Source organism: Neobacillus niacini, assembly GCF_048572935.1.
Taxonomy (GTDB): Bacteria; Bacillota; Bacilli; order Bacillales; family Cytobacillaceae; genus Neobacillus; species Neobacillus niacini.
On the sequence record NZ_CP183883.1, the window covers coordinates 4,223,630 to 4,236,692 of the forward strand.

General features: G+C 36.8%; 16 protein-coding genes. 4 read left to right on the forward strand and 12 right to left on the reverse strand.

Going from position 1 to position 13,063, the window contains the following annotated elements; translation table 11 throughout:
* Positions 1–171 precede the first annotated feature (171 nt).
* Positions 172–624: a CBS domain-containing protein gene (locus ACN6MT_RS20860; protein WP_419887857.1), complete on the forward strand. Its 453-nt coding sequence runs from the start codon at positions 172–174 to the stop codon at positions 622–624.
* Positions 625–806: 182 nt separating this feature from the next.
* On the opposite strand, the gene ACN6MT_RS20865 is transcribed toward ACN6MT_RS20860, so the two are convergent.
* Positions 807–1,769, reverse strand: coding sequence for an MFS transporter (locus tag ACN6MT_RS20865; protein WP_419887858.1), 963 nt, complete (start codon positions 1,767–1,769; stop codon positions 807–809).
* A 209-nt stretch (positions 1,770–1,978) separates the two neighbouring features.
* Here ACN6MT_RS20865 and ACN6MT_RS20870 point away from each other — a divergent pair, with 209 nt between their 5' ends.
* Positions 1,979–2,476 carry a CarD family transcriptional regulator gene (locus ACN6MT_RS20870; protein WP_419887859.1) on the forward strand — a complete coding sequence of 166 codons (498 nt, stop codon included), beginning with the start codon at positions 1,979–1,981 and terminating at the stop codon, positions 2,474–2,476.
* A 49-nt stretch (positions 2,477–2,525) separates the two neighbouring features.
* Here ACN6MT_RS20870 and ACN6MT_RS20875 read toward each other — a convergent pair whose 3' ends face one another.
* The 7 genes from ACN6MT_RS20875 to ACN6MT_RS20905 form a co-directional block, all read right to left on the reverse strand.
* On the reverse strand, positions 2,526–2,984 hold the full coding sequence (locus ACN6MT_RS20875) for a MarR family winged helix-turn-helix transcriptional regulator (RefSeq protein WP_063252486.1): 459 nt from the start codon (positions 2,982–2,984) through the stop codon (positions 2,526–2,528).
* 61 nt (positions 2,985–3,045) lie between these two features.
* Entirely contained in the window at positions 3,046–4,182 is a 1,137-nt protein-coding gene (locus ACN6MT_RS20880) for an MBL fold metallo-hydrolase (RefSeq protein ID WP_419887860.1), read from the reverse strand.
* 399 nt (positions 4,183–4,581) lie between these two features.
* Positions 4,582–4,959, reverse strand: coding sequence for a VOC family protein (locus ACN6MT_RS20885; protein WP_419887861.1), 378 nt, complete (start codon positions 4,957–4,959; stop codon positions 4,582–4,584).
* A gap of 131 nt (positions 4,960–5,090) precedes the next feature.
* On the reverse strand, positions 5,091–5,612 hold the full coding sequence (locus ACN6MT_RS20890; protein ID WP_419887862.1) for a GNAT family N-acetyltransferase: 522 nt from the start codon (positions 5,610–5,612) through the stop codon (positions 5,091–5,093).
* Positions 5,613–5,650: 38 nt separating this feature from the next.
* Positions 5,651–6,211 carry an AAA family ATPase gene (locus tag ACN6MT_RS20895; RefSeq protein WP_419887863.1) on the reverse strand — a complete coding sequence of 187 codons (561 nt, stop codon included), beginning with the start codon at positions 6,209–6,211 and terminating at the stop codon, positions 5,651–5,653.
* Between the two features lie 132 nt (positions 6,212–6,343).
* On the reverse strand, positions 6,344–7,411 hold the full coding sequence (locus ACN6MT_RS20900; protein ID WP_419887864.1) for a GGDEF domain-containing protein: 1,068 nt from the start codon (positions 7,409–7,411) through the stop codon (positions 6,344–6,346).
* Positions 7,412–7,574: 163 nt separating this feature from the next.
* Positions 7,575–8,336, reverse strand: coding sequence for a hypothetical protein (locus ACN6MT_RS20905; RefSeq protein ID WP_419887865.1), 762 nt, complete (start codon positions 8,334–8,336; stop codon positions 7,575–7,577).
* 171 nt (positions 8,337–8,507) lie between these two features.
* Here ACN6MT_RS20905 and ACN6MT_RS20910 point away from each other — a divergent pair, with 171 nt between their 5' ends.
* Complete coding sequence (locus ACN6MT_RS20910; protein WP_419887866.1) at positions 8,508–8,663, forward strand: hypothetical protein; 156 nt, start codon at positions 8,508–8,510, stop codon at positions 8,661–8,663.
* A gap of 201 nt (positions 8,664–8,864) precedes the next feature.
* Positions 8,865–10,301, forward strand: coding sequence for a PLP-dependent aminotransferase family protein (locus ACN6MT_RS20915; RefSeq protein WP_419887867.1), 1,437 nt, complete (start codon positions 8,865–8,867; stop codon positions 10,299–10,301).
* A 31-nt stretch (positions 10,302–10,332) separates the two neighbouring features.
* Here the strand turns inward: ACN6MT_RS20915 and ACN6MT_RS20920 are convergent, their stop codons facing one another.
* The 4 genes from ACN6MT_RS20920 to ACN6MT_RS20935 form a co-directional block, all read right to left on the reverse strand.
* Positions 10,333–10,524 (reverse strand): hypothetical protein, encoded by a 192-nt coding sequence (locus tag ACN6MT_RS20920; RefSeq protein WP_034676567.1) that lies wholly within the window; start codon positions 10,522–10,524, stop codon positions 10,333–10,335.
* Positions 10,525–10,637: 113 nt separating this feature from the next.
* Positions 10,638–11,186 (reverse strand): N-acetyltransferase family protein, encoded by a 549-nt coding sequence (locus ACN6MT_RS20925; protein WP_419887868.1) that lies wholly within the window; start codon positions 11,184–11,186, stop codon positions 10,638–10,640.
* Between the two features lie 121 nt (positions 11,187–11,307).
* Complete coding sequence (locus ACN6MT_RS20930) at positions 11,308–12,264, reverse strand: alpha/beta hydrolase (protein ID WP_419887869.1); 957 nt, start codon at positions 12,262–12,264, stop codon at positions 11,308–11,310.
* A gap of 119 nt (positions 12,265–12,383) precedes the next feature.
* Positions 12,384–13,001 (reverse strand): class I SAM-dependent methyltransferase, encoded by a 618-nt coding sequence (locus ACN6MT_RS20935; protein WP_419887870.1) that lies wholly within the window; start codon positions 12,999–13,001, stop codon positions 12,384–12,386.
* Positions 13,002–13,063 lie beyond the last annotated feature (62 nt).

A 13,063-nucleotide genomic window follows, 5' to 3' on the forward strand; every position in this document is an offset into this window, starting at 1 on the left:
ACTGTTCAAAAAGAAAAATAGTAATACTTGACAATTCAACCTTTTTAAATCAGAACTCATACCTGAGGACGTAAAATCGACACATTTCTTCATTAGAGAACAGTGTTTTATTTGTGTTAAGCTAGTGTTAAATAAATGTATGCGATTGCAATCAGAAAAGAGGGACTTTTAATGAAAGTAAGAGACATCATGATTACAAAAGTTTTTACGGTAAAACCTTCGAATACCATCAAGGAATTATTAGATATACTCAATTCAAATCGAATTGGCGGTGTACCCGTTGTTGATGACAAAGATCATTTGGTAGGTATGGTATCAGATGGAGACGTCTTACGCTACCTTGCTCCAAAACCTCTTGGGATTGCTGGTCTTGTTTATATCATAGAGGCGGAAGAAATTGAAGAAGTATTAAATGAAAAGCTGGATACACAAGTAAAAGATATTATGACCAAAAGAAACCTTCTCTTCGTATCACCTGATGAAGAGTTTGATAAGACCGTCCGCCTATTATCCCGTCATCATTTCAAAAAACTGCCTGTTGTAAACGGTGCTGGCCGTGTCATAGGTGTGCTAAGCAGAGGCGATATCATTCATAATATCTCAAAAAAGATCATCTCTTCCTAAAAAAAGAAACCATTCGAAAAGTAACTTTTCCGAATGGTTTTTTAGCCTGCCTAACTGCGTACAGGTTCTGTTACTTTCACAGCAGTTGGAGATTTCTCCGTTACTGGGCTTGGTTTTTTTACAAAGAATGAACCAATTAGTCCCAGTACAGAAATCCGCGCTCCCACTTTATCGAAAAGAGCTCATACAATCGGTGACAAAATAAAGTTGACTGCATTACCAGGAAGTAAAATTAAACCAGCCATCGCAGCACTAAATAATAATGCCCCTTTTAAATACATAGGTAATAAAATTCCCGTTGATAGAATAATCAAAATACCAAGAAACATCGTCAGCGTTCTTAATGTGAACATTGGATACTTAAAGACGCGTAAATTTACCATCGGCTGCGCCATATTATTTTGACGAATACCAAATAATAGAAGTGCGATAATCCCTACTAGCAACGGTGCCAAAACTCTTGGAGAGGTAAAAGCTTCTTCTGCCATCGAACTCAATGCAAAAATCAAGCCGCCAAAACCAACCGTTGATATTAAAATAGATGAAACATCGATTTTATGTTTTGTGATTTCGGAAACATTCTCAATTTTCGCCATCGCAACCAAGATCAATAACACATACGCAATAGCGCTAAACCAGAAAATAAATGGCCAGCTTAACGTACTAATAATAACACCTGAAAGTGTTGGTCCTAATGCAGGAGCTAACGTGACAACGAGACCCATAAGCCCCATAACGATGCCGCGTTTCTGAATGGGAAAAATAAGAAGCATTACACTCAGCATGACCGGTAATAAAAGACCTGTTCCAACCGCTTGAACAACACGTCCTAGTAATAGAATACTAAAATTAAAATTTAACGCAGCTAATATTGCGCCTGCCAGCGAAATCGTTACCCCCCCTATCACTAATTGTCTAGTCGTAAACCATTTCATTAATAGTGCTGAAATTGGAACTAAAATTGCTAATACTAATAGGTATCCTGTTGTAAGCCACTGTGCTGTTGCAGCTGGAACTGAAAATTGCTCCATAATATTTGATAATGCCATATTTAATGCCGTTTCCCCAAATAACCCGGCAAACGCACCTAACATTAAGATAAATGCCATCGTTTTAGGATTTTTAACTTGAATTTGTGTACTCATTGAAATCTCCTTTTATCGTTATCTATTGTGCTGAAATGATTGTCGTAATTTCGATTATCAGCCATTATCCAATCTCCGTTGTACACCCCCACTTACAAACGAACTTACTCACTATATCAGAGATTTTTTCTCTATGTCAACTTGGTTGACAAAAATTTTATTATGAGTTATTATCAACTTAGTTGACGAAATATATTGGGAGTGAATACATGTATCATATTGGAGACCTGGTTATCTATTCTGCACATGGCATTTGCAAAATTAATGATATTTGCGATAAAACCGTTTCGGGGATTACAAGAAGCTATTATGTATTACATCCAATGGAAAATAAACATCATTTAACCATCAGTATTCCGGTTCATAATGATAAAGTAACGATACTCGATTTAATCCAAAAAGAGGAAGCCTATGAAATTCTAGAATCTTTTAAATATCCAGGGGTAGAGTGGGTTGATAAACCTAACCTTCGTCTTCAACTATATTCTGAGATTTTAAACACTGGTGAAAGAAAAGATATTGCAAAAGTAATTAATACATTGATGAGGAAAAAGATCGATGTAGAACGCCAGGATAAAAAAATGAACGAGCAAGACCGTAAACTTTTGAAAAACGCACAAAATATTCTTTTTAAAGAATTAGCAATTTCATTAAACACATCTTATGAAGAAATCAATAATAGAATTATGAGAAATATCTTGGATTAAACTAGAAAAACCCCCGCTTATTAGCTTTTTAGCTAAGCAAGGGTTTTGTTCATTGATTTATATCCCAATCTAACTTTAATAAATCTTTTAGAATTTCTACTTGCTCAGTACCTATTTTTTCGGCAATTTTATTCTCAAGCTGGGCTTTAAGTGCCTCATTTTTCTTATAGCACTCTTCACCAAAGGCTGTTAATTGAATACACTTTTCCTTCTTGTTGTTTTCGACATTATCGATTTCAACTAATCCTTTTTCCGCAAGCTTATTGATAAACTTATGTATTGCCTGACGAGAAATTTCTACATTTTTTGTGACATACGAAATAGTAGGCTTTTTTTGATAAATTCTAGCCATGATATACCATTCGGAATTAGAAATATGAATCTCACTTTGATTGTTCCATGCTTTCTCTGCGATTCTTCTGACCATACTATGACGTTCACTTAATAGGTCAATCAGATCTAAATTTTGTAATTCAGAGGTTGGGATCAACTGATTCACTCCAATCATAATTTACACCCCAACTATACAGAAAGCAGTAAGCATTGTCAATCTAGTTGACATTATATCCTTATCTAGGAGTAGATGATTCAATATCAAACTCGTTATTCGTGCTGAGTGCTTTCCACCATGAACTAGGTTCTATGTAACTTCCATTTAAGACAACGGTTTCCCCTAAATTTGGTGCAATTAAATTTACTTCTTTTTGTTCAGCAGCACGTATTGCCCTGTCCGCCGGATCTGTCCAGCTATGATAAGCCAATGTAAAAGCTCCCCAGTGAATCAGCATCATGGTTTTACCTCTTACATCAAGATGAGCTTGTACCGATTCTTCCGGTTGCATATGGATATCTGACCAGCGTTGATCATATTGGCCGCCCTCCATTAGAGTTAGGTCAAAAGGACCATATTTTTCGCCAATTTGCTTGAAATGAGGTCCGTAGCCGCCATCCCCACTCGTATAAATTCTTTGATTTTCACAAAGAATGACCCAGCCGTTCCACAAGGTACTATTTCGATTGAACAATCCCCTGCCGGAAAAATGCTGTGACGGAACTGACGCAATCGTTAAACCTTCCCATTTAACCTCATCCCACCAATTACATTCTGTTATTCGGTCTTCTTTTACGCCCCACTTTAGTAAATGTGCTGCTACTCCAAGTGGGACGAAAAAATGATTTACTTTATCTTTTAACCTGATTATGGAAGGATAGTCCAAATGATCATAATGATCATGTGTAAATAGCACGATATCGATTTGTGGTAATTTTTCAATCACATATAGAAGATCTTCACTGTAACGCTTACTTCCAACAAATGAGACAGGTGATGGAGACGGTCCAAACATCGGATCCATTAGGATTTTCTTCTTGTCTAATGTGAGCAGCAACGTTGAATGACCAAACCAGGTCAAGCTGTCTTCAACACTGTGAATTTTGTTCCAATCGATCGAAATGGGAATAGGGTTAGTAGGACTACGATCCTTTTTTCCTGTAAATGAGTCTTTCATTAGTGAGAGAATCGTAGATACATCCATCTTCATGTCCGTTGGAATTTGATTAACAAATGCTCGATTTTTATAATGGTTGAAATCACGATACCGCTCACGATCCTGCTTATTTGGGCTGCCCCCAAACGTTGGGTGTATCGTAATAAACAGTATAATTCCAATTGCTAGAACACCTAATATGATAATTAGATAGACCATTATGTTTGTTGGTCTCCTTTCGAATTACGCTGATCCTTGAAAAATTAATGATTCCAATCCTATCATATCTACCAAATTTGTAGGGAAGCATGGTAAAAAACACCGCCTATATTTAATGGCGGTGTTCCCCCTCTAAGCGGAGATTTTCCGGTTAGACTGTGAATAGGGCTCGGTTCGGGGAATTTAAGCGGAGCTTTTCCGCTTAAGCAAGGAATAATGACTCATTTTCACGTTTTTCGAGTCAATAGCCGGAATCTTTCCCTTTATTTAAGCTATTCTCAGTGCATTTTCCTAATTAGGAGAAGTTTCTCCGCTTATTTATTAAACCCACGATTAGGTTTGTGAATTATAAATTTGCACCACACACGTAAACCCGTTAACATTTTAATTGCAGTGTATTTACTTTATTTCTGTCACAGCAAAGTAATTTTCTTCATTATCTGCAAAGTTAAACACTCTGCCGCCAGGAATATTTACAATTTCTCCAACGGTGATATTTTTATCTTGGAAGTCCTTGTAAAGTTGATCTAGGTCTTTAGTAAAAAACATCAGTGAAGGGGTTCCAAGATTAAGTTCTGGTGAGAACTTCGCAACCACTTCCTTGTTATGCAGAACGATACTTGTTTGTGCGTCCTTCGATGGGGCAATGACAAACCATTTCATGGCACCATTATCTTGCTCAGATAGCACAGTAAATCCAGCCTTCTCTGTCCAAAACTTTACGGACTCTTCCTGGTTATTAACATAAAGCATGATTTGGCCTACTATATTAATCATTTGTTCTCTCCCTTTCTACTTCTCAACTATTCACATTGTAATCAAATTTTTACTATCTATTCAACTATTGACCACGAAAATAATTATTTAACCATTCCTCTTTTTACATATCAGCCTTAACGAAGCGATTTTTATAAATACTTCTCCATTCGGATATCAAACCACATTTTATCCGCCCAATAGGTGAAATTTTCAATTCTTCCAATCTCCTTGTATCCTAGCTTTTCATATAGCTTTCTTGCCTGTGTGTTAAATTCAAATACACCCAATTCCACACGAGTTAATCCAGCCTTCTTAATTTCTTCCTCTAAAAATTGAATGGCCTGATATCCAATCCCTTTTCCCCTGCCAATAGATTCACCAATGGTTATGCCAATCCATGCGGTACCCGCCTCTTTCTTATAGAGATGATTGGGATCAATCATATAGTTCATTTCACCGACCAACTGGTTATCCAGATAAATCAGGTAGGTATAATGGTGCTCCAGTCTTTGTTTTAATTCACCCAGTGTCATCGTGTCACGTCGATCCAATGCTGCTTGGTTTAGGTTGGGGCGGGTTAATGGGATTAGATCTGGATTGTTTTCCCAGCGGTTAAACACGTCAACAAGTTCTTGGGTTGGTTCTGTTAACTTGAAGAAATTCGTCTTCATGATAGTCTCCTCTTCTAAAAATTCCAATATAATGATATTTATAATTGAAATTTCTCCTTTATGACTCTTGCTACTTCTTCTGGACTCTTATTTGTATTATTAATTCTGATATATTCTTGTTTTGTTATTTCACCCTCTAAAGAATTCAGCCTGTATTTTTCCATCGACTTCTTGAGGTTATTTTCTGACCATTCAATATTTCTTTTAGTGGGCTTATGCTCAAGACGGTGAGGACTTTTATTCCGCTCGATTCTTTCATTTAGGTCGGCTTCCAGCTCTACGAAATAAACTTTGCCTCCTTTAGACTCAAATATCTGACAGACATTATTTATATACTCCCAATCAGATGGATGATCGAATGCCCACACATATGTAAAAATTAATCCTTCCAAATCACTTTTTGCTACGGCCTCAAATATTTCCCGTCGAAACAAGCTTACTAATCTTTGTCCTTCCTTCGTACCGTAATCAAAAATCGGTGTAACCAGTTCAATTGTCATATGATTATGAAAAAGCTTTAAATCCGTAATTTTAGCAAGTTCTTGCCCTACAGTCATTTTCCCCACAGCCTGTGGACCAAATATCAAAATAAGTTTCATCTAAGCCTCCTGTATGTTCCATGAAATTATTCTCTATCCATCATTAAAATCCTTCTTCTGGTATACAAAATACACCGCGCATCTATAAAAAAAGTCACAAACCATATTGGTTTGTGCTAAGCAGTCAGTTATTTAGCCTCTAATTACGGTTCCACAGTCGAAAATAGCCTGGTTCTTACCATTATGCTTTGCCTTATATAATAACTTATCCGCACGACTGACCAGTTCCACTTGATTCGAGATTCCTTGTTGATTGGTATATAAGCCAAAGCTCATCGTGATGCTAAAGACGCCATTATCACTGCTAAACTGAACCTCTCTTAATTCTTTGTAGACTTGCTCCAAGCATGGAATAATTTTTTCCTTATCTGTTGTTTGAAAAAGGATCGCAAATTCTTCTCCTCCATAACGGAAGGACCTGCCTAGTGAGGGGGGAATGGTGTTTTGAAGTATCTCGCCAATCTTCATCAATACTTTGTCCCCTACCACATGACCGTGCTGATCATTTATCATTTTAAAATTATCAATGTCTGCTAGAACGACAGACATTTCTTTCTTATTAATATCAGATAACGAGTTTTTTAGAGATTCTTGAAAATGTCTGTGATTATATAAACCTGTTAAATAATCACGAACAACTAAGTCCTTGTAAATATACTGAAGTTTTTGGTGATGGCGCTCTCTATTTACAATCAAGGCTCCCAAAAAACCGATAACAATCAAGAATGTGACATTCAATAGAAACATGACAATGGATAGATTAGATAAAGGGAGACTAATCCAAAACAAAATCGTATAACTTATCACCATAACTGTACAAGATACAGTGGCGCCAAGAATCTTCCAATAAATAGTTGAATGCATAATGAGCAGGTAAGCTATTGGGAATAGCGGGCTCACAACTCCTCCTGTTAAACATAAAAGCCACATCAGTGCTATATAGTCAAAAAGTATTCCCGTTTTCATGAGTAGATTAAACAATGTTTGTTTCCCAGGTGCTAACCATAAGGCAACCTGAGTAATGGACATATAGGCAAAACCAAAAATGAGTAAATAATTAAAGGTATGTAATTCGAAGTTCACAATGGAGGCAATAGGTGGATAATAAAAAACAATGCATGACACTACTAAAAAAATCCACCTAACAATTGAAAATATTTGCTCTGTCACAAAATCAGTTAGTAAGAATGTATCTTTCATTTTAACCAGAATCCTTTTTTAAATTATTGTTCCTAATCGTTTTTATGGTCCTAGTTAATACGACCTATTTATTTTGATATTTCTCTTACAATTATCATACAAGTTTTACATGACAAAATAAACAGAAGAATTTGTCAATATTTTACTTATTCCCTCGCATTAGTTATTTTGTTTTATTTATTTTCCAATTTACCTGAACACCGCCTTTTAAATCATCACCCTTCACAATCACTCGGTAAACACCTGTCTCTGGAGCCGTAAACTTCATTACCCCCTCATTCACTTCTGCCATTCCCACCAACTTATCCTTAGGGTTAAGAACATGGTAGCCATATCCTCCTCCATTCCGATTGTCATACTTAATCGATATATTAATAGTTTGACCTGCTTGGATCGTAATTGGTATATCATGTTTCCCATCAAAGTACTGAAATGTTGCTTTAAAAGTTGTATCTTCTTTTACTTCATTCCAGTGGATCTTTTTTGTAAAATCAATATTCATTAAGATCATTAAAAATATGGGTACCAAAATGGCACATGCAAATTGAGTCCCTTTTGAACGTTCAGATAGATACGTTCCCAAATAGAATAGTAATGAGCAAAACGCGCCGATTGTACCTGCAATCAATGTAAATACATTAACCCCATTAATGAGAAAAATAGCATATCCCGCAACCACATATAGAAGAATTTTGAACCTTATATTGATTCTTGGTATCTTCCATTCTAGGAAATCAATCAGAAGAGAACAAAAAATACCGTAAAGATAAATAACCATCCAAATGTACTTACTGGAAATGGCCTCACCAAATTCATACATATCAAAGCCATTTTGAAGCAGCAGAAAAGTAAAAATAACAAACATCGTTAAACCTGCCCCAGCCAACTTTGTAAAAAAACGTATGGTTAATTCGTTAAGTATCATCTAATCCTCCAGTCATTTAATCGGATTTTGCTAATGAATGCTATTAAAAATTATAACAGAAATTCCAATCGTTCTCCTAAATATCCAAATTTTAGTATTTATTTTTACTTTCTACAAAAAATAATTCTCGTGTTACATCTAACACAAAATAAATCAGTAGAGGTGACTGTGATGAAAAAAAATAATGATTCAAAAGGGGAACCCACTCTTGCAGAGGGTATTAATACAGAGGATGTGTTAAACCAAGATGCCACCCAGGAGGAAATTGAGAACGGTGAATCAACGAATGTAACTGTCCTTACTTTAGATGAAAACGATCCAAGTTAGTGTGAAAAGATTTATTCTATCAATGCAAGCACAGCGATGCCTAATTAGCATCGCACTTTTTTTGCCCTTATTGCATATTTTCTTACCTTAATCCTTTTTTTCCTTTACTTCTATTATAGTAACTGGCTGCATACCAAATGAAATATTAAATGCAAAAGTATACAATAGATAGTAAGAGATCTAAATTAAAGGATGTTTCAAATGAATTGGAAACCAGATAGAAAATCAAAAATACCTATATATAAACAACTTGCATTATACATTGAGACAGGAATTGCTGACGGCACTTTTCCACATGATAAACCTTTACCTTCTGAAAGAGGTTTGGCTAAGGAACTTGGTGTAAACCGAAGCACGGTTATTGCTGCCTATGACGAATTGGAATCCAATGGACTGATTGATCGAAATCAAGGCAGCGGAACGACGATTCGTAAAGATATTTGGGGAATATCAAAGAAACGAATCCCTAGCTGGAACCGGTATATTGAGGCGGGTTCATTTTTGCCGAATTTGCCTGTAACGCAGCGAATACATAAAGAAATGGCAGAGCATAATCTCATTAATTTGGCTAGCGGGGAATTGTCTCAGGATCTTTTTCCGATGAAAACACTTAGAGAAATAACTTCAAACAGATCCTTTATTGGATCATTAGGGTATGACCACCCACAGGGCAATGCGATACTCCGAGAAACCCTTTCCAAGCATGTTAAACAGTTTCGCAGTATAGATACGAACCCCTCTTCTATATTGATAACGTCTGGTGCACAACAAGCTTTGCATCTCGTGGTTCAGTGTTTATTAAAGCCTGGAGACGCAGTGGCGATCGAGAACCCATCCTATCATTACAATCTGCCTGTATTTAAATCAGCAGGAATCAAAACATATTATTTAACCGGCGATCAAGAGGGAATAAACCCAAATGATATCACGACATTGTATAAAAAACATAGAATTAGGATGATATTTTTAAATCCTATCTTTCAAAATCCAACAGGTAGTTTATTGTCGGAAGAAAGGCGGAAAAAGGTCCTGGAGATATCATCAGAATATGGAATTCCCATTGTCGAAGATGATCCGTATAGCTTAACAGCGTTTACAGGAGAAAAGCTTCAAACCCTAAAATCATTGGATCACTATGGAAATGTGCTCTATATAAGCTCCCTAACAAAAATTGTTGCATCAGGCTTAAGGATCGGCTGGATTATTGGACCAAAGGCGGTAATCGAACGGTTATCAGATGCCAAGCAGCAAGTGGATTTCGGACATGCGAGTTACACACAATGGATTGCCAATGATTTTTTAGATTCCAATGATTTTGAGTCACATATCGATCATTTAATAAAACAGTTAAGAAGTAGAAGAGATCAGATTGTCACTAGCCTTCAGTCGTTTCTAAAAGAACAGGTGGATTTTTATATTCCTAAAGGCGGGATTCATATATGGTGCAGGATAAAAGAGGAATTTAATGAAACGCAATTATTAGAGGAATCGATTAGGAGAGGTGTGATTTATGTACCTGGCTCCACGATGGGATCTGAGAAAGGATTTGTCCGATTTACTTTTTCACGGGAAAATGAAGAAAATATTCATGAGGGAATTAGAAGGTTTTCAGAGGCTCTTCAAAGAGTTGCAAAATAAAGGATCAGGATTTAAGCCTGATCCTTTCGTATTATGTTAACCAAATGTAGATTCCAAGAGCAACTAACGCGATAAAAATAATCACTACATATATTAAGGTTAAATTTGTCGTATTCCTTTTTGTGGAATTTCGATAATTTTCGTCGGGCTTTCCTGTCAAAGCCAGGGTGGAAACCACTGCAATAATTAAAATAAGAATTACTAAAACGGATAAAATCCCCATGCTTGCACCTCGTCTATTTTTTTAGTGCTTTCCTCAAATTATATCATAGCGCAACTGGAGTAATCTTTAACCATCCAATCCCCCTAAAAATTGACCATCCACTTTCGACCAACTTACAAATGACTTAACCTTCCCATTAAAATCGTATTATAGTATTTTCCGTCTGACAGCAATTTATCGTTTATCAAAGTGCCTTCTACTTGAAAGCCATATTTTTGATATAACTTTATTGCTTTTTCATTGGTCTCTAGAACATTCAAATTCATTTTCTTCATTCCATTTGTGTCTGCCCACCGGATTGACTCTTCCAAAAACCTTTTAGCGATCCCGAAACCCCAGTAGTCTTTTAAAACACAGACACCAAATTCTACTTTATGTGAAGAGCGCTTTAATTGGTTCCCCTCACATCTGCAAAAACCTACTATCTTATCATCGACTTCTGCCACCAAAAATAGGTGGTTCATACGTTCTGTATCTTCTTTAATAATCTGTTTAAAACCTGTTTCATCTATGTATGCCTCGCCTTGTTCTCTATCCATATTCTCTGTTTCACCATCAATCTGCACTCGAACTTCCGACAGGCTTTTCGCGTCTTTCTCCGCTGCAGACCTTATGGTATAACGTAACTCATTGTTCGTAAATTGTTTTGAATGAACAAACATAAAAGTTTCCCCCCTCACTTCAAATTATGAAAACCCATTCAATTATTCTAATCTTCGAATTTTAAACTGTAAATAAAAAAGTGCAATGTAGCAAACCCTCATCCATTGCACTAGAGTTATTTTATAAACTTACTGATTCAGGCTGTAGCTGGAACGCCTTTTTTAATGCTTGAACATATTCATTTTTGGCTTTTTGGCCCACTTCTGAGGTTGGATTTAATAGTTCAAAGCCGTGGTAGGCACCAGGATAAAGGTGGAATTCGACAGGAACGCCTGCTTGTGCCAATTTTGCAACATATTCAATGGTTTCATCACGGAATGGATCTAACTGCCCTACACATGTATATGTCGGTGGCAGGTTTGAAAGATTGTTTGCTCGAGCCGGGGCTGCATATGGTGAAATTTCTCCGTTTGCATGTTCGCCCAAATACATTCTCCAACCTGCTAGGTTATTTCCACGGTTCCAGATCGCTCGTTCGTCCGTAATTTCGTAACTGGATGGTGTTACATTTCGGTCATCAATCATCGGGTACAACGGCATTTGGAACGAGATTGCCGGACCTTTGCGATCACGGGCTAACAAACTTAATGCAGCCGTTAATCCGCCCCCTGCACTTTGACCCGCAACAGCAACCCGCGACACATCAATTTTCAACTCATCAGCATCTTTCGTCATCCATACCAATGCAGCATAACAATCCTCGAGTGGTGCCGGATATGGATGTTCAGGGGCAAGACGGTAATCAACGGATACTACTACACATTGAGCTTGTTCTGCGAAAAGCTGGCAGTCTCCGTCAGAACCATCTGCGTCTCCTAGTACGTAACCTCCGCCATGAATAAACAATAGTGCTGGAAGTTTTGTCTCCTTTCTAGGTACTGGTTCATAAATCTTAACCTTCATATCTTGTCCATCGCCGCCCGGTATGGTGCGCTCTTTAATGTTAACGTTTTCAGATTTCTCAATTGGAACAACCGGTGCTTGTCTTGCAGCCTCTAACCCCTCAGGAAGACGAAGCGGCGGGAAAACCGTAAGTATTTCTTTCAATTCAGGTGCTACTCTGCTCATAAAATCCATTCAAAAACACCCCATCCATTTCTTTTCTATGAAAAAAATCATAGCTTGTACAATAATCCTATGCTAGTACCAATAAAGTTATAACAAAGTAGTAGATAGTTAGACCTAATTATTCAACATTACTTTCTAAGAATGATAGACTGAAAGTGAAAAGGTCCACCCACCATTTCTTTCGGAACTACTTGAAAATAATCGATTGTAAAAAACTCTGATAATAATTCTTTTATCGAATTATCTTCAAAAAAAGAAAAAAACCTCTTTGGAGTATAAGAATCTTCTTCCCAAATCCCCTCATGATTTTCCCCTCCATATACTCCCATATAGAATAATCCAGATGGTTTTAGAACTCTTCTAATCTCTAGAAGCACATTTTTAATGTCCTTCTTGGGTACATGTAGAAGACAATTTAGTGCCCAAATAGAATCAAAGTGCTCATCAGGGAATGCAAGATGAGCAAAGTCCATCACCTTCGCGTTTAACCCTTTCTCTTTACACAATTTAACCATCTCTGGAGAAATATCGGTACTAGTCGTAATTAAACCTTGTTCTTTAAAATATAGACTGTCCTTCCCTGGTCCCGCACCAATCTCCAATAGATTAAGGCATTTATTTGTTTTTAGTTTTCCTAAGAAGATCTCTCGTTCTTTGACCTTCCAGTCTTGTAGAATATATAAATCTCTTTCTTTCGCATTTTGGTTATATGAATCTGCTATATTTTCTTGGAATGATTTCTCCACTTTTTGTTCCCCCCGATAGGATCTTACCCTTAAAATACATAGATTAAAATTCGACGGGTGGT